This window comes from Anaerolinea thermolimosa, assembly GCF_001050195.2.
In the GTDB taxonomy this organism is placed as follows: domain Bacteria; phylum Chloroflexota; class Anaerolineae; order Anaerolineales; family Anaerolineaceae; genus Anaerolinea; species Anaerolinea thermolimosa.
Window position 1 is genome coordinate 1 of the sequence record NZ_DF967968.1, and the last position, 25808, is coordinate 25808.

Annotated in this window: 26 protein-coding genes and 1 riboswitch; of the genes, 11 read left to right on the forward strand and 15 right to left on the reverse strand. The window is 59.8% G+C overall.

What is annotated here, in order from left to right; all coding sequences use genetic code 11:
• Positions 1 to 142 precede the first annotated feature (142 nt).
• A riboswitch (FMN riboswitch) is annotated at positions 143 to 268 on the forward strand.
• 122 nt (positions 269 to 390) lie between these two features.
• From ATHL_RS17815 to ATHL_RS17825, 3 genes are read left to right on the forward strand one after another with little or no spacing between them, the layout of a single operon-like run.
• The gene (locus ATHL_RS17815; protein ID WP_062196500.1) at positions 391 to 1200 is read left to right on the forward strand and encodes an ABC transporter permease; all 810 of its coding nucleotides are present in this window, start codon (positions 391 to 393) and stop codon (positions 1198 to 1200) included.
• 14 nt (positions 1201 to 1214) lie between these two features.
• Positions 1215 to 2186, forward strand: a complete 972-nt coding sequence (locus ATHL_RS17820; protein WP_062196502.1) for an ABC transporter substrate-binding protein — start codon at positions 1215 to 1217, stop codon at positions 2184 to 2186.
• Positions 2170 to 2979: an ABC transporter ATP-binding protein gene (locus ATHL_RS17825; RefSeq protein ID WP_062196503.1), complete on the forward strand. Its 810-nt coding sequence runs from the start codon at positions 2170 to 2172 to the stop codon at positions 2977 to 2979. The genes ATHL_RS17820 and ATHL_RS17825 overlap by 17 nt, the downstream gene beginning before the upstream one ends.
• On the opposite strand, the gene ATHL_RS17830 is transcribed toward ATHL_RS17825, so the two are convergent.
• Complete coding sequence (locus tag ATHL_RS17830) at positions 2980 to 3675, reverse strand: DinB family protein (RefSeq protein ID WP_062196505.1); 696 nt, start codon at positions 3673 to 3675, stop codon at positions 2980 to 2982.
• 146 nt (positions 3676 to 3821) lie between these two features.
• Here ATHL_RS17830 and ATHL_RS17835 point away from each other — a divergent pair, with 146 nt between their 5' ends.
• A complete protein-coding gene (locus tag ATHL_RS17835; RefSeq protein ID WP_062196506.1) occupies positions 3822 to 4304 on the forward strand; it encodes a hypothetical protein in 483 nt (160 codons plus the stop codon).
• Between the two features lie 18 nt (positions 4305 to 4322).
• On the opposite strand, the gene ATHL_RS17840 is transcribed toward ATHL_RS17835, so the two are convergent.
• The 3 genes from ATHL_RS17840 to ATHL_RS17850 are packed head-to-tail and all read right to left on the reverse strand — an operon-like array spanning position 4323 to position 7690.
• Positions 4323 to 5063, reverse strand: a complete 741-nt coding sequence (locus ATHL_RS17840) for an SDR family NAD(P)-dependent oxidoreductase (RefSeq protein WP_062196508.1) — start codon at positions 5061 to 5063, stop codon at positions 4323 to 4325.
• A gap of 24 nt (positions 5064 to 5087) precedes the next feature.
• The gene (locus ATHL_RS17845; RefSeq protein ID WP_062196510.1) at positions 5088 to 6026 is read right to left on the reverse strand and encodes an LLM class flavin-dependent oxidoreductase; all 939 of its coding nucleotides are present in this window, start codon (positions 6024 to 6026) and stop codon (positions 5088 to 5090) included.
• Positions 6027 to 6079: 53 nt separating this feature from the next.
• A complete protein-coding gene (locus tag ATHL_RS17850; protein WP_062196512.1) occupies positions 6080 to 7690 on the reverse strand; it encodes a histidine kinase N-terminal 7TM domain-containing diguanylate cyclase in 1611 nt (536 codons plus the stop codon).
• A 177-nt stretch (positions 7691 to 7867) separates the two neighbouring features.
• On the opposite strand from ATHL_RS17850, the gene ATHL_RS17855 reads away from it, so the two are divergent.
• Positions 7868 to 8296 carry a VOC family protein gene (locus ATHL_RS17855; RefSeq protein WP_062196513.1) on the forward strand — a complete coding sequence of 143 codons (429 nt, stop codon included), beginning with the start codon at positions 7868 to 7870 and terminating at the stop codon, positions 8294 to 8296.
• Between the two features lie 39 nt (positions 8297 to 8335).
• Positions 8336 to 9253 (forward strand): GTPase Era, encoded by a 918-nt coding sequence (gene era / locus ATHL_RS17860; protein ID WP_062196515.1) that lies wholly within the window; start codon positions 8336 to 8338, stop codon positions 9251 to 9253.
• A gap of 4 nt (positions 9254 to 9257) precedes the next feature.
• On the opposite strand, the gene ATHL_RS17865 is transcribed toward era, so the two are convergent.
• Complete coding sequence (locus tag ATHL_RS17865; RefSeq protein ID WP_201798025.1) at positions 9258 to 10439, reverse strand: winged helix-turn-helix domain-containing protein; 1182 nt, start codon at positions 10437 to 10439, stop codon at positions 9258 to 9260.
• A 160-nt stretch (positions 10440 to 10599) separates the two neighbouring features.
• Here ATHL_RS17865 and ATHL_RS17870 point away from each other — a divergent pair, with 160 nt between their 5' ends.
• The gene (locus ATHL_RS17870) at positions 10600 to 11430 is read left to right on the forward strand and encodes a hypothetical protein (RefSeq protein WP_062196518.1); all 831 of its coding nucleotides are present in this window, start codon (positions 10600 to 10602) and stop codon (positions 11428 to 11430) included.
• Positions 11431 to 11485: 55 nt separating this feature from the next.
• Positions 11486 to 11725 carry a hypothetical protein gene (locus ATHL_RS17875; protein WP_062196519.1) on the forward strand — a complete coding sequence of 80 codons (240 nt, stop codon included), beginning with the start codon at positions 11486 to 11488 and terminating at the stop codon, positions 11723 to 11725.
• 83 nt (positions 11726 to 11808) lie between these two features.
• On the opposite strand, the gene ATHL_RS17880 is transcribed toward ATHL_RS17875, so the two are convergent.
• From ATHL_RS17880 to ATHL_RS17900, 5 genes are all read right to left on the reverse strand, one after another.
• Positions 11809 to 12435: a metallophosphoesterase family protein gene (locus ATHL_RS17880; RefSeq protein WP_062196521.1), complete on the reverse strand. Its 627-nt coding sequence runs from the start codon at positions 12433 to 12435 to the stop codon at positions 11809 to 11811.
• The gene (gene acpS, locus ATHL_RS17885; RefSeq protein ID WP_062196522.1) at positions 12432 to 12818 is read right to left on the reverse strand and encodes a holo-ACP synthase; all 387 of its coding nucleotides are present in this window, start codon (positions 12816 to 12818) and stop codon (positions 12432 to 12434) included. Before acpS ends, ATHL_RS17880 begins: the two co-directional genes overlap by 4 nt.
• A 76-nt stretch (positions 12819 to 12894) precedes the next feature.
• Positions 12895 to 14181, reverse strand: coding sequence for a M16 family metallopeptidase (locus tag ATHL_RS17890; protein WP_062196524.1), 1287 nt, complete (start codon positions 14179 to 14181; stop codon positions 12895 to 12897).
• A complete protein-coding gene (locus tag ATHL_RS17895) occupies positions 14178 to 15485 on the reverse strand; it encodes a M16 family metallopeptidase (RefSeq protein WP_062196526.1) in 1308 nt (435 codons plus the stop codon). The genes ATHL_RS17890 and ATHL_RS17895 overlap by 4 nt, the downstream gene beginning before the upstream one ends.
• A complete protein-coding gene (locus ATHL_RS17900; RefSeq protein WP_162787806.1) occupies positions 15482 to 16204 on the reverse strand; it encodes a hypothetical protein in 723 nt (240 codons plus the stop codon). The genes ATHL_RS17895 and ATHL_RS17900 overlap by 4 nt, the downstream gene beginning before the upstream one ends.
• Before the next feature lie 101 nt (positions 16205 to 16305).
• Between ATHL_RS17900 and ATHL_RS17905 the strand changes: the two genes are divergently transcribed.
• Positions 16306 to 17730, forward strand: coding sequence for an FAD-dependent oxidoreductase (locus ATHL_RS17905; protein ID WP_062196529.1), 1425 nt, complete (start codon positions 16306 to 16308; stop codon positions 17728 to 17730).
• 5 nt (positions 17731 to 17735) lie between these two features.
• Here ATHL_RS17905 and ATHL_RS17910 read toward each other — a convergent pair whose 3' ends face one another.
• The 5 genes from ATHL_RS17910 to ATHL_RS17930 all read right to left on the reverse strand — a co-directional run bounded on the left by ATHL_RS17910 (position 17736) and on the right by ATHL_RS17930 (position 22990).
• The gene (locus tag ATHL_RS17910; protein WP_062196531.1) at positions 17736 to 18539 is read right to left on the reverse strand and encodes an alpha/beta hydrolase; all 804 of its coding nucleotides are present in this window, start codon (positions 18537 to 18539) and stop codon (positions 17736 to 17738) included.
• Positions 18540 to 18560: 21 nt separating this feature from the next.
• Positions 18561 to 19061: a hypothetical protein gene (locus ATHL_RS17915; protein ID WP_062196533.1), complete on the reverse strand. Its 501-nt coding sequence runs from the start codon at positions 19059 to 19061 to the stop codon at positions 18561 to 18563.
• Positions 19058 to 20194: a dipeptidase gene (locus ATHL_RS17920; protein WP_062196534.1), complete on the reverse strand. Its 1137-nt coding sequence runs from the start codon at positions 20192 to 20194 to the stop codon at positions 19058 to 19060. The genes ATHL_RS17915 and ATHL_RS17920 overlap by 4 nt, the downstream gene beginning before the upstream one ends.
• 64 nt (positions 20195 to 20258) lie before the next feature.
• On the reverse strand, positions 20259 to 21491 hold the full coding sequence (locus ATHL_RS17925; protein ID WP_062196536.1) for a 30S ribosomal protein S1: 1233 nt from the start codon (positions 21489 to 21491) through the stop codon (positions 20259 to 20261).
• 194 nt (positions 21492 to 21685) lie between these two features.
• Positions 21686 to 22990, reverse strand: coding sequence for a coproporphyrinogen III oxidase family protein (locus ATHL_RS17930; protein ID WP_062196537.1), 1305 nt, complete (start codon positions 22988 to 22990; stop codon positions 21686 to 21688).
• Positions 22991 to 23226: 236 nt separating this feature from the next.
• Here ATHL_RS17930 and ATHL_RS17935 point away from each other — a divergent pair, with 236 nt between their 5' ends.
• Positions 23227 to 23571, forward strand: coding sequence for an ArsR/SmtB family transcription factor (locus ATHL_RS17935; RefSeq protein WP_062196539.1), 345 nt, complete (start codon positions 23227 to 23229; stop codon positions 23569 to 23571).
• A gap of 28 nt (positions 23572 to 23599) precedes the next feature.
• Positions 23600 to 25789: a heavy metal translocating P-type ATPase gene (locus tag ATHL_RS17940; protein ID WP_062196541.1), complete on the forward strand. Its 2190-nt coding sequence runs from the start codon at positions 23600 to 23602 to the stop codon at positions 25787 to 25789.
• Positions 25790 to 25808: the final 19 nt, after the last annotated feature.

Here is a 25808-nt window from a genome sequence, read left to right on the forward strand (position 1 = left end):
TAGTTCGTCCATTCCCTTTCTCGTCCCTCCCATGGGGACATTTTAACTTTGCACAAAGGGGACTTTACTACTTTGCACTAACATTTGCAGGGTTTTCCTTGACATTCGGAGGCGAGTTCGCGTATACTCTGTGAAGAAAAGAACATACCTTCGGGGCAGGGTGAAATTCCCGATCGGTGGTGACAACCCACGAGCAGCCGCCTCAGGCGGGGCATGACCCGGTGTAATTCCGGGGTCGACGGTACAGTCCGGATGAAAGAAGGTATTCTCTGTCAGGATGATTCTACCTGACAGCAGCCCGCCCCGAAACGAAATCGTTTCGGGAGTTTTATTTCAATGCGAGGCTGGTATTCGATATGCCCCGAAGGATGCTCCTTTCGGGGATTTTTTATGAAAGAACTGGCTTTGATTGACACGCTTCCAAAAGGTACGCCGCGTTTCATCCGGCGCAGTCGGCGTTGGTTTGTGCCGATGTCTTTGCTGCTTGGGCTGGCGGGCTGGCACTTCCTGGCCGCCAGTGGATGGTGGGCGCCTTTTATCCTTCCCGGTCCACTGCAGGTAGCGGGGCGCTTCTGGCAGGCACTGATCGATGGCACACTCATCCGTCACACCGCCGCCACCCTGCTGGAAGTCTCGCTTGGCCTGCTGGCCGGCAGTCTGACGGCCACCGTGCTCGGTTACCTCATCGCCCGTTCTCCGGCGCTGGAACGTTTGCTGGCCCCCTACCTGGTGGCCAGCCAGGCGGTGCCGGTGGTGGCCATTGCCCCTCTGCTGGTGATCTGGTTTGGGCCGGGGCTGTTTTCCAAGGTGCTGATCTGCGCGCTGATCGTCTTTTTCCCGGTTCTGGTCAATACCGTGGTTGGTCTGCGGGCGGTGCCGCAAAACCTGCGCGATTTAATGCGCTCATTCCATGCCACGCGCTGGCAAACCCTGCGCTATCTTGAAATTCCCGCCGCCTTGCCTGTCTTCCTGGGCGGGTTGCGCATCGGGGCCACCCTCTCGGTGATCGGCGCGGTGGTGGGCGAGTTCATCGGGGCCGATCGCGGGCTGGGGTTTCTCATCAACGTAGCCCGCGGGCAGTATGACACGGCCCTGGTTTTCGCGGTGGTGCTTACGCTGGTGGGCATGGCGCTGGGGCTTTATGGGCTGGTTTTACTCCTGGAACGGCGCCTGCTGGCCTGGCAATCTCATCCTGAATAGAAAGGTATTTACCGATGCGTCGCTTCTCCCTTCTCTCTTTCCTGCTCATCACGCTTTTTTTGCTGACGGCCTGCGCTCCCAAAGCAACCCCTGGGCTGGTTTCGGTGCGCCTGCCGGTGGGGTACATTCCCAATGTACAATTTGCCCCCCTCTATGTGGCGATCGAGAAAGGCTACTACCGGGCTGAAGGGCTGGATGTTTCCATCGATTACAGCATGGAAAACGACAATGTAGCTTTGCTGGGGGCCAACCAGCTTCAGTTTGCCATGGTCTCGGGAGAGCAGGTGCTGCTGGGGAGAGCGAAAGGCCTGCCCGTGGTGTATGTGATGGCCTGGTATCAGCAATACCCGGTGGGCATCGCCGCGCCGGTGGAGCAGAACATTCAAAAACCGGCGGATCTCAAAGGCAAGCGCATTGGCATCCCCGGCCTCTACGGGGCCAGCTACATCGGGGCGCGGGCGCTCCTGGCCGCCGGTGGGCTGACCGAGCAGGATGTCACCTTCGACGCCATTGGCTTCAACCAGGTAGAAGGGATCACCTCCGGGCGGGAACAGGCCGCGGTGGTGTATGTGGCCAACGAACCCATTCAGCTGGAGGCGCTGGGGCACCCGGTGACTGTGCTGCGGGTTTCCGATTACCTGGAGCTGGTATCGAACGGGCTGGTGACCAATGAACAGACCATTCAACAAAACCCCGACCTGGTGCGCCGTATGGTGCGCGCCACGTGGAAAGGGGTTCAAGAGGCCGCGGCCAACCCCGATGAAGCCTATGCGATCAGCAAGAAATATGTGGAGAACCTCGCTCAGGCCGATGAGAAAGTGCAGAAGAAAGTCCTGGCTACCTCGATTGAGCTGTGGGGAGTCGAAAAGGGCGGGCGTACCAGCCCCCAGGCCTGGGAAAATATGCAGAAAGTTCTCCTGGAGATGGGCCTTCTGGAACAACCCCTGGATCTGAGCAAGGCGTATACCCATGATTACTTACCCTGAAAAGCAGACCCGCTCCGAAAGGGAAGTGCCTGACGTGGCCGATGCTCTGCTGGAGGTGCGGAATCTTTCCATGGTTTATCCCAACGGGAACGGCGGGGTGGAGGCTCTGCGCGATGTGAGCTTTACCCTGGCGCCGCGCGAGTTTGTATGCCTGCTGGGGCCCTCTGGGAGCGGCAAGAGCACCCTGCTTCGCATTCTGGCGGGGCTTCTGCGCCCCACTGCGGGTGAGGTGCGCTTCTGTAGCCCGTCGGAAGAGGCCGAACCTTTCAGGATCAGTCTGGTGTTTCAGGATGCCAATCTGATGCCCTGGCGAACAGTGATCGAAAACATTGCCCTCCCCCTGCTTCTGAAGGGAGTTTCCCGCGAGCAAGCCCTGAACCTGGCGCAGAAGTGGGTGTTTCTGGTGGGGCTGGAGGGTTTTGAAAAGGCCTGGCCGCGCGACCTTTCTGGCGGCATGGCGCAACGGGTGGCCATTGCCCGTGCGCTCATTCAGGAACCGGATTTACTCCTTCTGGATGAACCATTTGGCGCCCTCGATGCCCTGACGCGTGAAAAAATGGCCGCCGAGTTGCTCCGCCTCTGGCAGCAGCAGCGTACCACTGTGCTGATGGTAACACATTCCATCAGCGAAGCCCTGTTGCTCTCCGATCGTGTGCTGGTCTTTTCGGCGCGTCCCGGGCGGGTGGTGCTCGACCAGCCGGTGAACCTGCCCCGCCCGCGTGAAGAAGGGGTGCGCTACACGCCCACCTTTGGAGAGCTGGCGCGCACCATCCGTCAGGCCATTGGCGAGTAGCTAGAGCAGCTGGATGATGTGTTCGATGTGATCCAGCTCATGCCAGATAGCCCGGCGCAGTAATTTCCGCGGGCTCCAGAATTCACCTTCTACCCCTACGACCTTCCGCAAGCCTGCCAGCTGCGGCAGCACGGCTTGCAATTGCTGGCGGGTAGCGGCCAGGCACTCAAAGGCATCGGCGGGTAAGGCCTCGCGGCTCGTGGCCAGCCCCAGACGGTCAAGGTACCACCACTCGGCAGACGCGATGTGCTGGAGGATGCCGCGGATGCTCCAGCGTTGCCCCGGGTAGAGGGCATCGAGTTTTTCGGGTGGAAGCTCACCGGTGATCAGCAGAAGGTCAGAGCGGCTCCAGGTTAACAGCTCCTGCCCAAAGGCCACTTCTTCGGGGCTGAGGGGGCGCCAGTCGTCGCGGAACCAGGCGTTTACCTCGTACCCGTCGGCGGCCGGTTCATACTGGTCGTTGATGGAATATACGTTCCAGGTTTCTACCAGTCGCAGGTCAAAATCTTCGATGTTCAGCCGTTGCTCTCCGGCGTGCTGATTAACCCAGTGCTGGTAACGCAACAGGGCGCGGGGCAGGTTGAGCATGGCTTCACTCTCATCTCTGCCGTAGGCAAATGCCCCCGGGAAGTCCAGCGCCCAGGCCTGCGTACGGTGCTGAGCGGGGTCAACTTCCAGACCGATGCGAATCAACATATTTTCTCCTTTCCATCCCGCGAGCCAGCGGGGCAGTTTTCCTGGCCTCATTCTGGTAAATTTTCGCTAAAATTCCTGTAGTTCATCGCTCTCTCCCGTGGGCATTCCGACCCGGAATGACCTGATGCCTGACCAGGAGGTCTTGAATGTCTTTCCCGGTTTCTCATCGATGGCGGCTGGTTTGCGGCCTGTTGCTCTTTGCGCTGGCTTCGATGGGCTGTCGGCTGGGCCTGCCGCTGGTGCGGGCCCTTGCGCACCGGACCGAGGTGCCCCCCGTGCAGCTGGAGGTGGAAGTGTTCGCCGACCGCCCCTGGACCGATACAGGGGTCTCTGTGCGCCCGGGCGATCATCTCAGCATCGAATATGAGTCGGGCCTCTGGTCGCCCTGGCCGCAGGGTGCTTACGACGCCCTGGGCTTCGGGGGTGACCCGCGGTGCGATTGTAATGTGCTCGCCGGGGCCTCGCATGCGGCGTTAATCGGCAGGATTGACCGTGGCCGGCCCTTCCTGGTCGGGAATGACTTCGCTCAGCCTGTCGGGCAGGCTGGCAGGTTGTACCTGGGCATCAACGATACCCGATTGGAAGACAATGCGGGCAGCCTTACCGTGCGGATTCGGATCACCCGTTAATTTCCCGGCAGGTGCTCCTCACCAGGGCCATTCGTTGCCCAGGTAGTCGCGCATGACCAGCTGGTCTTCGTCGTAAGGAGAAGGCCCGGTGATGCCACTGAGAAAATACTTCAGCGCATAACGGGCGGCCTCTTCGGGCTCTAGGTCGGCTTCCATGTTCTTGGTGCCCGACATGTATGTGCGCATCCAGCCGGGATGATAGACGCGGAAGGAGTAACCATCGCGGCGCAGATCGTTGAAGAGGATTTTGACCGCCATGTTGAGCGCGGCTTTTGACATGCAGTAGCCAAACCAGCTGGTGCGCTGGCAACGGTGGATGCTCCCGGCTTCTGACGAAACATAACACAGGCGTTTGATCTCACTGCGGTCGGTGAGAGGCATAAAGGCGTGGGTCACACGGAGCGGCCCCAGCGCGTTGATGTTGTACATGGCCTGCATTCCGGCAAAATCCTGGGTCTGGCGGATGGGTATGTCGTTGGTCGGGGTGATGATCCCCGCGTTGTTAATCAACAGGTCAACCCGCGCGGTGTGTTGGGCGGTAGCGCGGGCCGCCGCCAGGGTTGATTCTTCTGAACCAACATCGAGAGGGATGATGAAGAGCTGATCTGGAAATTGTTCAGCCAGGTGCGGCAGGTCGGGCCAGTCGGGCAGGTACTGGCCAGCGAAGACTCGCCAGCCACTCTCGAGCAGACCAGCGCACAGAGCCAGCCCAAGGCCGCGGTCGGCGCCGGTGACGAAAGCAACCAGGGGTTCGGGCATGGTGAAATTCTCCTCCAGAAAGACTCAGATAAAGCGCGGCATTACCTCACGGGCGAAGAGCAGAGCCCCCGCCGGATCGGGAAAGTCGGCAAAGCGGAAGATAAAGTGCCTGACTCCCAGTTCCACAAAGGGATGGATTTTTGCCGCCACCTCATCCGGGGTGCCAAAAATGGCGGTTTCATCGAACAGGGGGTGGGCGCGGGCAATCTCCTCGGCTTTTTCGTGCGTCTCGGCCACGGCCACACAGTCGTGGGCCCATGTTTTGACGATATCTTCGTACGGGCGTGAAACCGCGTTGCAATGCTCGCGGAGGGTGTTCAGCAGAGAGGCGTAATTTTCCAGGGTTCCGCCGGGGAAGTTCCACCAGTCGGCATATTTGGCCACCACGCGCAGGGTCAGGCGCCGACCACCCCCACCGATCATGATCGGGATCATGGGATCGGGACGGGGGTTGCAATAAGCCGCCTCAATATGGTAATACGTACCGTGGAAAGAGGGAGACTCCTGTGTCCACATGGCACGAATGACGCGCACGGCCTCTTCCAGCTGGGCAATACGGACACTGGTGGCGGGGAAGTCGTAGCCATAGGCACGGTATTCGTTTTCTTTCCATCCAGCCCCGATGCCCAGGATGAAGCGCCCGCCGGAAAGAGTCTGCAGGGTGGCCGCGCTTTTGGCCAGCAATGCCGGTGAACGATAGGACTGCGAAAGGACGATACTGCCCAGTTTAATCTTGCGGTAGCGTCCCAGCAGGTAGGAAATCGTCGTCCAGGCCTCAAAAACGTCCAGCCGCTGGTTGAGGGTGCTTAACCAGGGGAAAAAGTGGTCAGCGACCCAGGCAGAATCGAAGTGCTCTTCGATGGCGTCCAGGTAGGCGAACCACTGATCGCGTAACTCACGTCCTGAACTGCCGGGGAGAGGCCAATCGGGGGTGCGCCAGCCAAACTGAATTCTAGGGGTCATCGCTTCCTCCGTTCGATCATGATCTCTCTAATTATAGTGAAATTTATAATTTTTTATTCCCGGGGTGTTTGCAGGGATTCAGAGCGGACGTTAAAATCCATGGCGCTTGCATTCTGGAAGGTGCAGGCACGGTCTCTGCCCTGCTGTTTGGCGCGGTAGAGGGCTGAATCGGCGCATTCGATCAGGCGGTCGAGCGTCTCGGCCTGAGAGGTGAAAAGCTCGGCGATCCCTGAGCTGATGGTAACCGGCGCCAGGCCGGGGGGGTTAAAATCGGCTTCCTGCGCGAGACCCATGCGCAGGCGGTCTGCGATGGCATACGCCTCATTTTCATTCGTGTTGGGGAGCAGGAGGATGAATTCTTCGCCGCCGTAGCGTGCCAGAATATCATAGGGGCGCAGGTGCTTATGGCAGTGCCGGGCCAGCGCCTGCAGGGCGCGGTCTCCGGCGGCATGCCCCAGCGTGTCGTTGACCGTTTTAAAATGATCAATGTCCAGGAGGATGATCGAAAGCGGGTGTCTCGTTCGTCGGGTGCGTTCAAACTCGGTTTCAGCCAGGGTGAAGAAATGCCGTCGGTTATAAACCCCGGTGAGGTAATCGGTGAGGGCCATCTCTTTCAGTCGGTCTTCGGCCTGTTTTTGCTCGGTAATGTCGTGAAGCACGATCAGCTTCCCCTGCATGGTTTGTGCGTTATCCTGCAGGGCAATGAAGCGCACTTCAACCCAGCGGCTTTCGCCAGCGGGTGTTAGTTCGAGTTCCTGAACCGAAGAAAAGGCCTGGGGGGCGTTCAGCAATGCGGCAAGCGGCCATTGAATGGCCGAAAGGGGCATTCCCAGGGAGGGAAGGAAGCGGAGCCCAAGCATTTTCTGAGCAGCCAGGTTCATATCGATGATGCGTTCTTCTCCATCCACAACGAGAACACCATCGGCCATGGATTCGACCAGGGTGGCATAAGCCACGGGAATGAGGTCAAAGAGGCCAAAGCGGAACAGCGCCCAACCCACGATGAGGTTGCTGATCCCAAAGGTGAGCGGGGTGATGTCGTGCAGGCGCAGAGGAACAAGATCGAGCCAGGTGATCACAGTGGTAATCCAGGGGATCAAAACACCCACCAGCACGGTGGCGATTTGCAAACGGAAGATGCGCGGGGCGGTGACGTAGTTCACCACAATGCGGTATGTCCCGGCAATGAGCAGGGGATAGCCGATCAGCGGGTAAAGGAAGAAGAGCGGCCCGTTGGTAAAGACCAGTACCGGCAGAGGCTCTGAAGGAACCAGGTGCGGCTGAACCCGGAAAAGGTGATGGAGGGAATCGCTCCAGATCAGCCCCAGAAGCGCCAGCGCGACCAGCATGAGGACACGCCAGCCGGGCAACATTCTGGTTTCGCGGCGCGTATAACACTGACTGAAAAAGAAAAAGGCCAGGGGAGAAGTAACTGCCCCCAGAAACTGAACGTTGTTCCAGAACAGCTGCATGGTGAGCGTGGAGCTGAACCGCTGGAAGATGTATCCGAGCGTCCAGATGGTCTCAGCCAGCGCCAGCCAGCCGAAAGCCTGCCCGCCGGTCACTCCCCGGCGGCGAAACGCCAGTATAGCGATCCACACCGAGGCGAGCGCTGAAAGCAGGTAAGGGAGCGTAAAACGAAAGACGGCTAAATCCATCAGCATGGCCGGATGATCCCGACTATTCCCAAGTATACGCCAGAAAAGGGGCAGATGCCTTACCAAATGTGTAAACTCAGGTTATGCCCTGTGAGGTACAGAAAACCCTGGGAACAGGCCTGAAGGTGTTTTCGTTTTTCCTCCGTGTTGCTGGTACAATTTCAAGGAGGAACAGGTGCCGGGATGATTGAACTGGTTGGCCTCAGAAAAGTTTGCCTGATGGTACACGATCTGGCCGAAGAGCTGGGTTTTTACCGTGATATCCTGGGCCTGAAGGTTGCAGACACGGCAGAAGAGACACCCTGTGCTGAGCTGGAAGCCGGGGCTTTCAGGCTGAGGCTGGAAAGAGGTTCAGCAGCGCCGTTGACTGGCGCGCGCGCCCGCCTGGTGTTTGCCGTGCGAGAAATTGAAACCGCCCGCCAGGAGTTGCTCTCGCGCGGGGTGCCGTTAGGGCCGCTGGTGACGGGTGAGGGTGGGCAGCGCTACTGTGAGGGGAGCGACCCTGAGGGCAACCCCTTCACCCTGGAAGAAGCCGGTTTCCCGGTCACAACCACATACTCTACCGGAAGCAATGTGCCGCGCCCCACCGGCCGCCGGGTGTGGGCCGTTTGAACCCTGCGGGTTTGCCCTGGAAGGGATGGAAGGAACATTATGGATTACGACCCCAATTTTAAATCGGGTTTTGTGGCGGTCATTGGCCGCCCGAATGTGGGTAAATCAACGCTGTTGAATGTTTTCCTGGCGCAAAAGATCGCGGCAGTGTCGCCTCGTCCGCAGACCACCCGCCGCCGCCAGCTTGGCATTCTTACCCTCCCCCAGGCACAGATCATCTTTGTGGATACGCCGGGGATTCATCACCCCGTGCACCGCCTGGGTGAATACATGAATCAGGTGGCGCTGGATGCTCTCCATGATGCGGATGTCATCCTCTGGCTGGTGGATGGCAGCGCCAGGCCCAATGCCGAAGACCAGCTGGCCGCGGACTACCTGAAGGAGGCCGGGAAAGACGAGCCTCTCAAAGTGGTACTGGCGCTCAATAAAATAGATCTGGTGCCCGAAGAACTGCGCTCAGTGCGTCTGCAAGAGTATCTTTCATTGTATCCACAGGCCTTTGCGTTGATGATCTCGGCATCCACGGGGTTGGCAACCGATGCCCTGCTTGAGGCAATCCTCGAAAGGCTGCCCCCCGGCCCGCGTTACTACGACGAGGAGCAGGTTACCGACCTGCAGGAACGGGAGATCGCCGCCGACCTGATCCGTGAGGCGGTGCTGAGGCATCTCAAGGATGAGGTTCCCCATGCTGTGGCGGTGCGGATCGACGAATTTAAAGACCGCAATGAAGAGACCTCCTACATTGCGGCTACCCTGCTGGTGGAGCGCGAATCGCAAAAACCAATTCTCATCGGTAAGGGCGGTGAAATGCTCAAACGCATCGGCACCACGGCCCGCAAGGAGATCGAGGCGATGACCGGGCGCACCATTTTCCTCGACCTGCATGTGAAGGTGATGGAAAACTGGCGGCAGAACCCGGCCATGCTCCGGCAGTTGGGCTACGTGCTCACAAAATAACCGTTCATGTTTTATAAACGGCCAGTGCGTCGGCCAGCATGGGCCGGAAGGTTTCTGGCTGGCAGCGGCCCAGGCATACCTGCGGAGTGGCATGCCAGATGGCGCAGTGTTGCAGGGCGAGGGCCACTGCAGCCGCCAGCTCTTCTCCGGGTTGGATGCCTTCTTCCAGAAAGAACCCCTTAATTTCAAAGACACCTTCCCTGCGGTGAGCCTTGGCATCTGCCCGCCCCACCAGCGCCCCTCGATGGAGCACGGGCAACACGAAGTAGCCGTAGGTGCGTCTGGCAGGTGGCAGGTAGCATTCCAGAGAAAAATCGAATCCGAAAAGCTCCCGGGTGCGTTTGCGGTCCCAGATGAGAGAGTCAAAAGGGGAAAGCAGGGTGGTATGGGTGGCTGGCAGTTGACCCTCAGCCGCGGCCAGTGCCTGTTCCAGGCGCGAAGGATGGATGAGCGCGGGTTCTTCCCACCCTTCCACCGGCACCTCGAGCAGGCGCCCCTCCGCCAGTAGCCAGCGAATGGCCGCCGCGACCTCTTTTCCGGGCAGGCGGAAATAATCGGCCACCCAGGTACGGCGGGCCAGGCCCAGTGCCAGCACGGTGCGCTCCACCAGGGCACGGCAGGCTTCCTCCAGGGTGGGGGTTTGATCATCATGCCATTCGGGTAGTAACCGCTCGCGCAGGTCGTAAACGCGCTGGAATTTTTCCCTCCGGGCAACCATGACCACCCCCGCCGAGAACCAGTATTCCAGGGCGTTTTTCTCCAGCTTCCAGTTCCACCAGCCGCCGGGGTTTTTCTTGCCTTCGAAATCGGCCGACCGCACGGCTCCGTGGGTGCGGATGTGCTCCAGCACGTCATCCGCCGCCTGGCGGTTGGCTTCGTACCACGCGGGGCGGTAATAAGAACGCCTCCCATCGAGCATGAAGCGGCGGTGAAGGGGGTAATCTTCCATGGGAAGGAAACAGGCGGCGTGCGCCCAGTATTCAAAAATTCTCCCCTCAGCCAGGAGTTCATCCAGCCAGGTGGGTGAGTAGGCACCCAGCCGGCTGAAGAGGGCCAGGTACGGACTGCGCGCCACCACATGGATGGTGTCGATCTGCAGCGCGCCGAGGCCGCGGACGACCCGCAGTACATCGTCTCGATGGGCGGGGCGGGCGGGCGGCAGGCGCAGGCCCTGGGCTTCCAGCACCAGAGAGCGGGCGGCGGAGAGAGAAAGGATCGGGTGATTCAGGGGGAGCCTCCAGAACTAGAAAAAATGTTCTCAAATTGTACCACAAAGGTATTGACAAACAGGAAAACTCCGGTATAATCTGAATTGAACATTTGTTCTATTTCGTAAGGAAGACCTTATGACCGAACTCTTTTCCACCCCCCATGCTCCCCACCCGCTGGCTTCTCTCTCGGCCTTTGCGGAAAGGAGACTGCGCATCCCGCGCCTGTTCCAGGCGACAGCCGCCCGCAAGCCAGTGGCGCTCAGCCCGGAGCTGGAGGCTCTGTTAAAACAGCTGGTGGGGCTTCCCCGGGAGACTGCCCTTTTGGGGGTCTGTGAAGATGGCCTGCCCGTGCTGCTCGATCTCAACGACCCTGCCCCGGGCTCTCTGCTGGTGTGTGCGGATAATTACGACCTGCGTATGGGAGTATTGCGCACCCTGCTTCAATCGGCCATGGTGCTCAATTCGCCGCGTCATGTGCAGTTTCTTGTTCTCAGTGCACGCCCGCAGGAATGGCAGGACTGGCTTCCTGAAAGCGAAAACCGTCATTGCCTGGGTGTGGAGGACATTCTGGAAGAGAGCGGCGCCCGCTGGCTGCTTAAGCTCGCCACCTGGGCCGATCAGCGCCGCAGTCTGGGCAGGGATGGGCCATCGGTACTGGTTGTGATTGATGATCTGAGTGCGGCGGCCCGGCTGGAATACGAGGCGCGCGTTAATTTCGACTGGCTGGTCAGAGAAGGCCCGGCAGTGAAGATCTGGCCGGTGGCTTCTGCGGTGGCAGAATCGCTTCCCGGGCTGGGGCGCTGGGCACGCCTGTTCCAGAGTGCCATCCTGGGCACGGCGCTCGACGGTGAGGTGTACCGGAAGTGTTTTCAACTCGGTGAAGAGGAACTGGCGCTCTTCACGGATGCGGAGCGGATGGCCGTCCGCATTCAGGATCAATGGTTAAAATTCCGTCCCCTGGCCTGAGCCTGGTACGGAGCTTGCAATTCTCCGCTCTTGCAGCGGTAACACGGAGGTTTTCATGCGCACTGGAATGCTGTGGTTCGATAATGATCCCCGAACTGACCTGCCCACCAAAGTCATGCGGGCGGCGGCTTATTACCAGAAAAAATACGGGACAGCCCCCAACCTGTGTTTTGTTCACCCGAGCATGATTCAGGATGAGGTGAAACCCGCCAATGGGATCGAGTTACGCCCCAGCCGTCAGGTGCTTCCCAATCACCTCTGGCTGGGAGTCAATGAATTGCCAACGACAACGTAAGATTGTGCCTCCTTCGTTGTGGTGCGGCGGGCGGCGTGTGTCCATGCGTCGCCCGCCAGGGTTTTAAATCCATGAAGGTAGAATCACCATTCGATGATCTGATAACCACAGGTGTTGATTACCCGCGTATCGCCCACCTGGTTCATGCGCGGAATATCCTGCCGGTAGATGTGCACATGACCGTGCAGATGGTAAGTCGGTTTAAAGGTCTGGATCAGCCAGACAAAGGCCTTGATCCCGCGATGGGGCAGATCGTCGGCGTCGTTGATTTTCCATGGGGGAGCATGACTGACGAAAATATCCAGGTAACGCCCGTAGCGGATGCGATTCATGATCAGTCGAGGGATCAGTCCGCGCACCATCCACCACATTTCCTCCTGGGTGTATTGCCGTGGGCCGTTGTTATAGTTAAGCGATCCTTCGATGCCGGCCAGGATCAAACCCGTTGACGGGTCGCGTATCACCCGGCGGTGAAGGTTAATCCCGCCCCAGGGGTGATCTCGCGCTCCGCCTTCGCCGTATTCCACCGGCGGGGCATGATTCCCGTTGACGTAGTAAAGCGGCTTGTTCAGCATGCTGAGAATGTATTCCAGGTAGTAATAGGCCATGTCACCGCAGCCAATGACCAGGTCCACATCTTTAAACCGCTCGGCAATGGAGGCGGTGTAAAGGTTAGGAAGCTCGTGGTCGCTGAGGGCCAGGATTTTCATTGTATTCCATCACCCTCCTCACCAATGGCTACTGCCATGGCCACGGCGTGCTCTCTGCCATGGCTGATACTCACCGTCCAGGTTTGTAACCCCAGGTGACGGGCCACTTCTTGCGCCCGTCCGTGGAGGACGAGGCGGGGTTCACCGGCCAGCCCCCGCTGAATTTCGATCTCACGCCAGCGCACATAGCCAATACCCGTCCCCAGGGCTTTCGAGACCGCCTCTTTGGCGGCAAAGCGTCCTGCCAGGCTGGCCGAAGACCCACCCGCCAGCTCGATCTCGCGCTCGGTGAACACGCGGCGAATAAAGCGTTCGCGGATGGCCGGGTTGACCTCATCCAGCCGCCGAATTTCCACAATATCCACACCACTGCGCAGAATCATGCCGATTCCATTCTAGTAAAAAATGGGACGGGTGAAAAGATTTTTCGCTTCCATGGCCTGAGGTTTGGCAAGGGTTTCACTCCAGCGCTGGCCCCGCGCTGACGATGGCGAAGTGCTCGGGTTGCAGATAGCGCCGGGCCACTTCCAGGATTTGCTCCGGGGTGACGCTCTTCACCATGCCCGGGTATTTGCGGTAGTAGTCCAGCCCCAGCTGAAAGCGCTCCAGTTTGAGCAGGGCATGAGCTACCCCGGCGTTGGATTCGAGGGTGAGGGGGAGCCTGCCGATGTAACTGGCCTGGCTGTCGGCCAGTTCTTCCGGGGTGACCGGTTCAGCAATGAAGCGCCGCACTTCTTTAAGAATCAGATCGATGGCGCGTTCCAGGTGTTCGGGGTGCACTCCGGCAGAAATTTCCCACGAGCCACCGGCAATCCAGCCGTTCAGACTGGCACTGGCGTCGTAGGCCAGGCCTTCCTGCTCGCGCACCACCTCGCCGATGCGTCCCATCATGCCGAATTGCCCCAGAATGTCGTTTCCCAGCGAGGCGGCGAGGTAATCGGGAGAGGTGCGCCCTGGCCCGAGGCAGCCCATGATCAGGTCGGTCTGCACCTTGCCCGGCAGGAAGATGTGGCGGCGCACGGGGTTCTCCAGCGGGCGCAGTTCGGGCAGGGGCGGAGGGGTTGCCTGGGCAGGATGCTTCCAGTCGCCCAGGGCATTGACTACCATGTCCAGCGCCTCTTTCTCTTCAACGGCGCCGACCACCACGATCACCATTCCGTTTGGGCCATAACAGCGGCGGTGAAAGTCTTCGATCTCATCCCGGGTAATGTTCGCCACGCTTTCCTGAGTGCCATCGGTGGGGCGGCCATAGGGGTGACCGGGGAAGATGATTTCCTCAAAGGCCATTTCGGCGCGGTCGGCGGTGTCCTGGTCGCGGATGGCCAGCCCGGTGAGGAGCTGGGCGCGCAGGCGTTCGATCTCCTCTGCCGGGAAGACCGGTGAACGCAGGGTTTCGGCGAGCAGAGAGAGCAACAGGGGCAGGTCTTCGGCCAGAGCCCGCCCGCCAAAACCCACGTGATGCACACTGGCCGCGTATCCCAGCGAAGCCCCCGCCGATTCGAGGGTGTCGTAAATGGCCTGAAAGTCGTGTTGCCAGGTGCCGCGCATCAGCGAAAGCGCCGTAAAGTGCGCCAGCCCCAGCCGGTCGAGTGGGTCGAAAAGGCTGCCTGCGGTAAGGTAACCGCTCACCACCACCGAAAGGCTCTCGGGGTTGTGGCGCGCCAGCACCGTGATGCCATTGGGGAGGGTTTCGCGCAGGGTGTCATCCGGGCCGGGAACCAGCCTGAAGTAGTTGGAATCGTTCATGGTTCTTTCCCCCCTCCATCGGAGCGATCTGGCAGGTAGACCCCCACCACACGGTTTTGCGCCAGGAAGGCCGTCTGGGCCACCCGCATGATCTCGTCCGGGGTCACACGGCTGAGATTTTCCAGATAACCGGTGAACCAGTCGTACGAGGCAAACATTTCTGCATATCCCAGCCAGAAGGCCTGGTTGGTGATGTTTTCGCTCCCGTAGGCAAAGAGGGCACGGGCCTGTTTAATGGCGCGGGCAATTTCGTCACTGCTGACCCATTCTTCCTGAAGACGCCGGATTTGTGCGTCGTAGGCGGCAAGGGTTTCCTGTGGGGTTCGCTGGGGATGGACGGTGATGATGGTATCATAAAGGAAGGGATCGAGCGTGGCCTGAAGGCTTCCCCCAACCGAGACGGCCAGCTCGCGGTCCACCAGGGCGCGGTAAAGGCGGCTGGTCTTATTGGAGATGCCCCCACCTCCAAACATGTTCAGGCTGGAGGGGCCGGTGAGGAGGCTGTCGATAATAGTGAAGGTGGCAAAATCGGGGTGGGCGGCAGCGGGCGAACGGTAAGAAATCTGAATATAGGTGGTCTGGCCGGGGCCGGTCACTTCAAGCTGTTGCTCGCCCTGCGGGGGCGGTTCCACACATGCCGCGGCTACCCGTTCGGGCAGGGGCACCGCTGAGAGCGGCGCGTACAATTCCTGCAGGCGTTGGAGCATGGCTTCGGCCTCAAAGTCGCCCGCCATAGCGATGAGTGCATTGTTGGGGTTGTAGTAGGTGCGGTAGTGCCGGTAAAGATCGTCGCGCGTCATGCGCCGAAGGTCTTCTTTATCGCCGATGATTTCATGGCGATACGGGTGCACCCGAAAAGAGGCCGTCTGCACAGCCTCGCCCAGGCGGAAGAGGGGTTCATTTTCGTGGCCTTCGCGTTCGGCCAGAATGACTGTCCGCTCCGATTCCACCTCTTCCGGGTCGAAGAGACTGTTGACCATGCGGTCGGCCTCCAGTTCCAATGCCAGAGAGATTTTATCGGCGGGGAGAGTCTCGAAATAAGTCGTCCAGTCGAGGTAGGTGAAGGCGTTCCACATGCCGCCTTCCCGGGAGATGGCGCGGTCGAGGACGGTGGCGGGGTAGCGTGGGGTGCCCTTAAACTGCATGTGCTCCACCCAGTGAGAGACGCCCGTCAGACCGGCTGGCTCATCCCGTGACCCCACCCGATACCAGATCCAGTGGCTGATCAAAGGGGCGGTATGAATTTCTTTGAGGTGGACAGTAAGCCCGTTAGAAAGTTGTACTTTCAGGGTGGGATCGCTCATGGGGTGTCATCCGGAGTGTATCGAAATGCCCAGGCGCAAAGCACCGAGGGGTGAGGGCCACATAACGCCTCTCCCCAGGTATCGGGGAGTTCTTTCATCAAGCGGTAGTAGGGGCGCACCACTTCCTGTAACCCAACGAAAGGCTGGTGCAATTCGGTCTGGTTGAGAGGAATATCCACCTCCACGTTGAGTTGCACCGGGATCATTTGATCGACCGGCACGATGAGATCGAGTGCCACCGGCAGGCGGGTTCCGGCGGGTAAAACGATTGTTGCCGGGGCATTTTCGATGGAAAGCCCGCCGGTGGTGAGGCGAGCCACCCGTGCATTGGCCAGGGTGGTATCTTCGGTGAGCACCACCACCGTGTGGGTGTTGAGAGGCAGGTCGAATTGAGCCTTCACCTGGGTGCTGACGGGGATGGTGGTCTTGATGTGAGCCTGATCCATCCAGATAAAATTCTGGTACAGCCCGCCCAGCACCTGTTGTTCCACCACCTTTTTAATGGCAAAGAGTTGCCGCCCAAGTGAAAGCAACACAGCCAGCAGGATGAGGTTCACCGCCAGAGAAATCACGCTTGCGGTTGTCCAGAAGGCAGGGGCAAACTTCCAGCCGCGGCGGGGAGAAATCCGGCGCAGTCGCAGGGGCTCACCGCGCCCCGGCGGGCGCGGAGGGGAGGGGTTTCCCATGGCATGAGTCGCGGGAGGGAGAGGTTCTTCCATGGGGTATTTATAGCATGACTTTATAAAAAAGGAAAAACATAAAAAAGGGTATAATAACCACATTATGTGCCATTTTGCACGATCATCACGCGGAGGTTAACATGGAAGCCAATCAGCCATCAACCCTGCCAGCTGCACCTCAACCTCAGGCCGAGACACCCGTTGTTCCATCTTCTTCTGCGGTTGCCCCCCAGCCCGTGGTTGCCGTCATCGGAGCCGGCCCGGCGGGGCTTTTTGCGGCGCGCGAGCTGGCGCTCCATGGGGTTCATGTGTTCGTGTTCAATCGCGATATCAAGCCCGGCGGGTTGGCCGAATACGGCATTTACCCCGGAAAGACGCGCATGAAAGAGGGGTTGCGTGCCCAGTTCCGACAAATCCTCGATACCCCGGGGGTGGAATATTACGGCAACCTGGTGATCGGGGAACATGGCGACCTCACCCTCGACGATCTCCGGGGGATGGGCTTTCAGGCCTTACTGGTAGCAGTGGGAGCGCAGGCTACCAAGTGGGCGGGTATCCCTGGCGAGGATTTAAAGGGGGTCTACCACGCTAAGGACATTGTGTATCATTACAACCGCCTTCCCCCTTACGTGGATATGGAGTTTGCCATCGGGCGGCGGGTTGCTGTGGTGGGGGTGGGCAATGTGATGATCGATATTGCCCACTGGTTGCTGGAAGAAAAGAAAGTGGATGAAGTGATTGCCATTGCCCGGCGCGGCCCCGGAGAAGTGAAGTTCGACCGGAAGGAGCTGGAGTCGATCATCGGTTACCTCGATGTGGCTGCCGTGCAGATGGAACTTCAACGCGTGACCCCGCAGATGGTTCAGCTGGGGCAAGATCCGAACACCATGCATGAGATGATTGCCTCGCTGTTAGAAAAAAAGCCCCCGGCTGCGGGTTCTCCCGCCTTCCGCATTCAATTTTTAGCCTCTCCCGTGCGCGTTCTGGGCGATGCCCAGGGGCGGGTGTGCGGGCTGGAGTTGGAACAGACCATGCTGGTGCGTACATCCAGCGGCGAAACCGTGGCCCACGGCATGGGGCTTTATCATACGCTGGAAGTAGACACGGTGATTTTCGCCATCGGAGATCGGGTGGATTCGAGCCTGGGACTGCCGGTTGAAGGCAACGAGTTCTATAAGAACCCTCAACCGCGTTTTCCCAAAGATGGGATGAGCTACGAGGTTTACGATCCCGTGGCAGGTAAGGTCATCGAGGATGTGTTTGTGGTGGGATGGGCGCGAAAAGCCAGCACCGGTGTGGTAGGGCTGGCGCGGAAAGACGGCGTCAATGGTGCGCACGCCCTGCTGGATTATCTGGCCACCCTGCCCCCGGGGAAGGCTTCAGTAGATGCCATTCGCGCGCGGTTAAGCGCCCTGGGAAAACCCCTGGTAACCCGCGCCGACCTGCTCCGCCTGGAGCAGGCCGAACGCGAGCGTGCCGCCCGGCTCGGCCTGCCGGAGTTTAAATTTGAACACAATCTGGAGATGCTCCAGGTGATGGGGTTGCTCCAGCCGTTAATCGGGTGAGAGGTTTACCCCAGGGTTTTCATCCATGCCACCATCAGGTCTGCCAGGGCCTGTTCGCGGCCGGTATAGACATGGTCGGCGCCTTCCACCACTTCAACCCGGTACCCGGCCGGGGGCGATGAGCGCAGCCTGGCCACCACCTGGCACCAGTCCAGCTCCAGCGAACCGCAGGCCGCCAGAATGGGCAGGTGCAGGCGGGCGAGGTTTTCGAGGGTATCGTCGCCCTGGAGCGAGAGATGCTCGGCGGCAGTCCCGGCAGACATGAGGTAAGGCCAGTTGCGGTCGGCAAAGAGGGTGTTCCCTTTACCCCTGGCGGCGAGCTTCTGGACGCGTTGCAGCCAGCCCTCGGGGTTGCGTTTGCCGAACTGATGGGCAAAATGGCGGGGAATGTCGTGAATGTTGGTGACTGGCGATAGCACACTCAGGCCAACCACGCGGGGGTCTCCGGTCTGGGCCATGTAATAGGCAACTTTAGCCCCGGCTTTGCTGTGGCCGAAGAGTGCCACCCGCGAGAACCCGCGCGCTTCCATCAGGTCGAGCGCCGCGCGGATATCGGCGATGCAATCGGCGAATTTTTCGGTGGCCGCACCCAGCAGCCCCGTGCCGCGGTTGTTGAAAACCAGGGTGGTGTATCCGGCTTCGGCCAGCAGGGGAGGGAGGGCGCTCTCGATCTCGCCGATGAAGCTGCCGGTCATGCCGTGGACGATGACCACCCCCAGGGTTGAAGGGTGGTCGCCTCTGGCGGGGTAAATGGCACCGAAGTGCTTCAGTCCGTCACTTGTGGTCAATCGTACCAGTTCTGCGAGCATGGTTTTCCTCTCCGAAGAAGATCAGGTTGAATCTCGCCGCCCGGGGGGCAGCATCATGAGAAATCCTACCGCGATAACTCCCATTCCCAGCTCCACCCCCCGCGCCTGCCATTCGCCAAAATAGGGAATGCCCGGCAGGGGGTGGCTGCCCATGCCGAAGATATCGGCCATGCCGGTAAACACGGCGATGACGTAGCCCGTGGCAACCAGACGCTGACCAACATCCGCGGCGATGCTGAGGGGGTGTTCTTTCCATAAAGAGCGCAGGCTGATGTACCCGCCCACGCAGATGATCGCCAGCCCGACCAAAAACACGGCGATCTGCACAAAGCCGATCACCGGACTGCGGTCTACACCGAACAGCCCGGGCCTTGCCCCCAGCAGGAAAATCAGAAACCCCACCAGGGTAACCGCCAGCCCTGTGCGCATCCGCCGCCGCCAGAAGCGTAACGGTCGGGTGGGCGATTCCTGAGGCTGAGAAGTCAATGGCTCTGCGGCCCGGTTGGGCAGGGGGGCGGTCATGTCTCTGCCAGGTTCCTTTCGAGGAAATGAGCCCAGTTCTCTCCCATCACAGCGGCGATATCCTCGGTGGCATACCCTGCCTCTGCAAGGCAGGCGGGAAGTTTTTGCAGGTCGGCAATGGTGTTCATGCCCTGAGGAACGGCAGGCCACCCCCAGCCGCCATCAAAGTCGGTGCCCAGGCCCACGTGGCGGGCGTCACCGGCAATCTGGCAGACGTGGTCGATGTGCGCCACCAGGTGAGAGAAAGTGGTCTGTGCTGGGTCGTCCGAGGGAGACCAGCCCGGGCGCAACCAGCGCGCAAAGGGTGAAACACCCATCACACCGTCACGCTCGATGAGCTGGCGGATGACCCGGTCGCTGAAGTGACGTTCGTTATCAGAAACGCGCAGAAGGGCGCGGCAGTTGGCGTGGGTGGCCGCTACCGGACCTTCGTAGCGGTCCAGCGCCTGAAGGGCGGAACGTTCGTTCATGTGCGAGATGTCCAGAATCAGCCCCAGACCGGCCATGACTTCCAGCAGTTCGTAGCCTTCGCGGGTGAACCCCGCGCGCGACTGACTCCCCCCACAGAAGCGTTCCCCATGGGGTGCCCAGACTGGCCCCACCAGCCGCACCCCCCGTTCACGCCACTCTTCCAGTTCGGCGGGGGTGTGCAGGCCTTCGGCGTTTTCCATGAGCAGGGTCAGCCCTACCGGGTGGGTGCGTCCCCAGCCATCACTGCTGGCGGTGTTCTCATCGGGGAGGGTGGCTGGCTGGGTCTTCCAGCGGGCGAAGTGTTCACGCAGGGTTTGCCGGTCGCAGACCCAGCGGAAGCGGTCGGGAAAATCTCCACAGAGGCGCTGATAGTAGGCGATCTGTTTTTCCCAGAGGAGACGCGCTTCGGCGCTGGAGCGATAAGTCTGGCTTTCCCAGTCGTCGACGGTGCCGTGGGCGGCGATGAAGAGCGTGGCAATGACCAGGGCCACCTGCCCCTGCTGGTATTCGGGCCAGCCGAGCATACAATGCCCGTTGCGCTGAGGGATCGCCGAATCCTGCTCGCGGCGGCGGGTTTCTATCGCCGATTGCAGGTAATCGCGCCCAAAGGTCAGGGCGTTGTAGGCCAGGTCTTCGTGCGCGTCGATCACAGGAAAGGACATGGAGGAAAGATCGGGAGAAAAAAGAGCGCACCGGCGCCGGTGCGCTCATGGGTCGATGAAAAAATCAGGCTGAAGTTTCGTCGTCTTCGCCGAGTTCGTCCATCACTTCTTCCAGCGATTGCCAGTCGAGTTCGGCGTAGGCCTGAGAATCTACCCGTCGCAGGCTGAGGCCAATGCGATGATTGACCGGGTCGATCTTGATGATGCGCAGGGTCACCGTGTCGCCCTCTTTGAGGACTTCCTTGGGGTGCTCAATACGCCGCTCGCTGATTTCGGAGATGTGGATGAGGCCTTCCAGGTCGGGTTCCAGGCGGGCAAATGCCCCGAATTTGGTCAGGCGGGTAATCTGAGCCTGCACCAGCATGCCTTCCTGGTATTTTGCGGTGTGCTGAGTCCACGGGTCATCCTGCAGCTGCCGGATGGAAAGGCCGATGCGCTTTTTCTCGCGGTCAATGCTGATGACCTTGACTTTGACTTCCTGCCCCACCTTGAGTACTTCGCTGGGGTGGTTAATGCGCTCCCAGGAGATTTCGGAGAGGTGTACCAGGCCGTCTGCACCGTTGATGTTGACAAAGGCCCCAAAATCGGCCAGGCTGGTCACGCGCCCGGTGCGCACTTCACCTTCGGTCAGTTCTTCGATGACTCTTTCCTTGAGCGACTCGCGGGTTTCACTGCTGGCGGCGCGTTCGCTGAGGATCAGCCGGCGGCGTTCGCGGTCGACCTCGATCACGCATACATCGATCTCTTCGCCAACCATGCGGCTCCAGCGCTGATCGGGCGTCTCGCCCGACATGCCCGCGCGGCGTGAGAGGCTTACCTGAGAGGCGGGCACAAAACCGCGCAGGCCCTTGACCGGCACGATCAGCCCTCCCTTGTTGTAGCCCACGATTTTGCTGTGAATGACTTCCTTGCTCTGAAGCAGGTGTTCGATCTCCTGCCAGCTGACGGCTTCACGCGCCCGCGTGTAGGAGAGCACCAGGTTGCCATTCTGATCTTCAGGGTTAATGATGTAAACCGGGATTTCCTGGTTGACCTTCAATTCAGCCAGTTCTTCGGGGGGGATGCTTTCCAGTTCCCGCCCGCTGATGACCCCTTCCGATTTGGTGCCCACACTTACCAGAATCTGACCGGGGCTGATGCTTGCAATAACGCCTGTGCGGATTTCCCCTGCTTGGGGGAAGTCCATCCCCAGGCCTTCCTTCTCCAGCAAGGATGCCATACTGTTGTGATTCTCGGCGTTGTTCTCAGGGGTTTCGGCGGCCTTTCCCTGCTCGAGCTGGGTGTCATTCTGATCCATACGACTTCTGAACTCCGGAGGTTTAAGATTAACAACCATTATAAATGCGATTAACCGGATTGGCAACCCCGGTTATTGCCCGATATCGTTCACGGGGAGTTTTTTCTCCTCACAGGATAATTCTGGCGGGCTATTTTCAGGGAGATTCAGACGCGTGGGTTGATGGAGGTGCATGGATTCCCACGGGGCGTCTTTCAGGCTTTTGCCTGAGAGTACGGCTGAAGCCGCTTCAATTCTGCCGGCTCTACCGTGAGCATCGCCTGACGGGCCTGGTCGCGAATGCGGTTGATGCCTGAGAAGAACTCGCGCATCATCACCACCAGCAGGTAGCGCCCGTGCGGGGTGAGGGTGATCGCCTCGGCGGTGTTTTCGGCAAAGGCGCCGCTGGCCTGGAAGAAGGCCATTTCCAGCGGAAGTGATTGCTCAATACTGCGCCCGAAACGCGCCTTCCAGGCCCGCTTGTCGAGCCGCAGACCGAACAGATCCATCATGAAACGATAACGCATCTGATCGATTTTGCTGAAACGGCGCTTCCCGGTGATGGGAGCGTGCCCTGAGGCAACCATCCTTCGATAGGTTTCCAGCGAGAAGGTGTTGACGTAAAGCGCGCCCTGAAGGAAGCTGAACGAACCCGACCCGATCCCTACATATTCATCGCTTTCTACAATGTATTCATCAATGAGATGGTTGCCCTTCCGCGAAAACGTCCAGGCGGTGGAAAGGTCGAACTCGCGGGTTAATTCCTCGACGATCAGATGGTACAACTCGGCTTCGCGCCGGTATTCCACCTGACCAACAGTGGCCGCAAGGGAGCGCTGTACAGAGGGCGAGGTCATTAAGGGGTAAAAGGTGGTCTGGTTGGCGCCAGAGGCGATCACCATGGCAATGTCCCGCCGGATGGCAGCTTCATCCTGCCCGGGAAAATTAAAGATCATGTCTACGTTGAGCGAGTCAAAACATCCGGCCACACTGCGCAGGCGGTTTAAAATCGCTTCTCCTGAGCCGAAACGCTCGTAACGGTTGATTTTTTTGAGCAGTTCATCGTCGAAGCTCTGCACCCCAACCGAAAGGCGTTGCACCCGTCCGTCGAGCACATCGATCAGACGCTGGTCAAGGTGATTGGGGTTGGTTTCGCAGGAGACCTCGCGAATGGGGAAGAGCTCACGCGCCAGATCGATGGTCTGGACGAGTTCATCGAGCATCACCGTGGGGGTGCCCCCGCCGATGTAGAGCGTCTCAAACGAATAACCAGCGCGCGCCACCTGACGCATTTCTTCGCGCAGGCTGACGAAATACGAGCGTGCTGAGGCTTCATCCAGGAGAAAACGGTTGAAAGAGCAATAGGGGCAAAGGCTCTCGCAGAAAGGGATGTGGGTGTAGAGCATATAGGTTTGTCCCGGCTTGGGGGGCGGCAAAGATACCCGGCTGGCCGGTTGAATGTTGAGTAATACCTGGGCGGCAATGCGAAAAGAGGTTGAGAATACCCCATCCACAATCATAAAAAGAGTCCCCTCTTTAAGAAACAGACCTTTGAGGCAGGGTGTATTACCCGCCGGGTGCTCACAGAAAACCTTTGCATGAGGTTTTTGTAAGCCATTCCGGGTATTGTACTCGAAAATCCTCTTCCGGGTAGAAGCGATCTGACTTTTCCTCTTGATCTTCCGGATGGAATGCTGTATACTCCTCCAATGTATGAATGTTCGCTCATATATTCAGATGTTGCACAAAGGAGCCCATGGAACCAAAGGGAACCACAATCGATGAACAGGCGGTGAACAGGGTGCGGGCCGGGTTGATTGACGCACTCACCGCCACCCGCCTGGCAGAAGCTTTCGCCGCCCTCTCAGACCCCACCCGTGTGCTGATCATCTCGGCATTGCTGGAGGGTGAGCTGTGTGTTTTCGACCTGGCGGCTGTGCTGGGCCTTTCTCAGAGCGCCACCTCGCATCAGTTGCGCATTTTACGGCATCTCAACCTGGTGCGTACCCGCAAAGAGGGGCGCCTGGTGTATTACGCCCTGGATGATGAGCATATTCGCGATCTTTTTCAGCGCGGCCTCGAGCACGTGCGCCATCGCTGAGTATTTCAATGCACAGAGGTAACGGCTCATGACCATTTCTCATCAAACCTATTCTGTGGAAGGCATGGATTGCGCCGATTGCGCCCGCCATATCGAAGAGGGTGTGTCGCGCCTGCCAGGGGTGACCGGGGCCAGGGTGCATTTTGCGACCGGCCTGCTTGAAGTGGAAGGTGCCCCTGACGAAAAAGCCCTGCGGGCACGGGTAGAATCCCTCGGTTATCGTTTGAAAGACCCTGCAAACCCGGCTGAAGAAAAACCGGGGGCTGGTGCAGGGGGTTTTATTCGTTTTCTGCTCGCCGCCAGCGAAACGCGCCTGGCGCTCATCGGCGGGGCAATCCTCCTCCTTTCCCTCCTGGTAGAACCATTCCGCCTGCCGGCTGTGCTGGGCTCTGCTCTGCAGATCATTGCTCTGGGAGTGGCGGGGTGGCCGGTGGCGCGGGCGGGGCTGGCCAACCTGTGGATTAATCGGAGCATCAGCATCAACCTTTTGATGACCATTGCCGCACTGGGAGCTGTGGTGATTGGAGATATCGCCGAGGCGGCCACCCTGATCTTTCTGTTCGATCTCGCCGAGGCTCTTGAAGGGTATACCACCGAGCGCGCCCGCCGCACTCTCGGAGAATTGCGCAGTCTGGCTCCGCACCTTGCCCTGCGTGTGAGTGATGCCGGAGAGGCACTGGTGGCGGTAGAAGATCTGCGCCCCGGTGATCGTATCCTCGTCCGGGCCGGGGAGCGCATCCCCATCGATGGGGAGGTACTGCGCGGGAACAGTGAGGTTGACCAGTCGCCGATCACCGGTGAGAGCATCCCTGTTGAAAAAGGCCCCGGCGCAAAGGTGTTCGCCGGTTCGGTGAATGGGCGCGGGGTGCTCGAAGTGAAGGTGACGCATCATGCCGAAGACACCACCCTGGCACGGATTGTGCGGATGGTCACCGAGGCCCAGAACCGGCGCGCCCCCAGCCAGCGTTTCATCGACCGCTTTGCCACCTGGTATACCCCGGTGGTGGTAGGTGTCGCCGTGCTGGTAGCGATCATTCCCCCGCTTTTCTTCGGTCAGCCTTTCCTTAATTCCGGTGGAGAGACGGGCTGGCTCTACCGGGCGCTGGCTCTGCTGGTGATCGCCTGTCCGTGCGCGCTGGTCATCAGTGCCCCGGTGACGATCATCTCTGCCATCACTGCGGCGGCCCGGCAGGGAGTGCTCTTTAAGGGCGGGGTGTACCTTGAGGCCCTGGCGCAGGTGAAGCAGGTAGCTTTCGATAAGACGGGCACACTCACCCGGGGTTCTCCCTCGCTTACCCGTTATCGCGCCGAAGATTGCGCCAACGGCGGCTCTTGCGAGCCTTCTCGCCCTTGTGAGGCCTGCGGCGATGTGCTTGCCCTGGCCGCCGCCCTGGAGAAACACAGCACTCACCCCCTCGCGCAGGCTGTGGTAGGGGCGGCACAGCGGGTGGGCCTCGATACGCGTTACCCCCCGGCCGAAGAATTGACCAGTCTTAACGGGCGGGGGTTGCAGGGGCGGGTGGCCGGTCAGCTTGCGACCATCGGCAACCATGCGCTTTTTGATGCGTATCATCCCCATTCGGATCGACTCTGCGCCGAGGTGAACCAGGCCGAAGCTCAGGGACAGACGGCCATGCTCCTCTGTGATGGCCAGCGGGTGCGGGGGTATCTGGCAGTGGCCGATACCCTTCGTCCGGCCAGTCCGGCTGTGGTGGCCGAACTGAAGCGTCTCGGGCTGCGGACCACCATGCTCACCGGCGATAACCCGGCAGTGGCACAGGAGGTGGGCGCACAACTGGGCATTTCTGAGGTGCGCGCCGGTTTGCTCCCCGAAGATAAAGTAGAAGCGGTGCGTCAGCTGGCCGCCACTGACGGCCGCCTGGCGATGGTGGGCGATGGCATCAACGATGCCCCGGCCCTTTCTGCGGCTGAAGTGGGGGTGGCAGTCGGCGGCGCAGGCAGTGCCGCCGCCATGGAGACCGCCGATGTGGTGCTGATGAGCGGTGACCTGAGCCGTCTGCCCTTTGCGGTGCGGCTGGCGCGCCGCACCCTGGGACTGATCCGGCAAAATGTGGCCGTGAGCCTGGGGATCAAACTGCTTTTCATCCTCCTGGCGCTCAACGGTTGGGCCACGCTATGGATGGCTGTTGCCGCCGATATGGGCGTTTCTTTGCTGGTGACGTTGAACGGTATGCGCCCGTTACGCATGAAAGCCTGAGCCACCTGCCGCAGGCCAT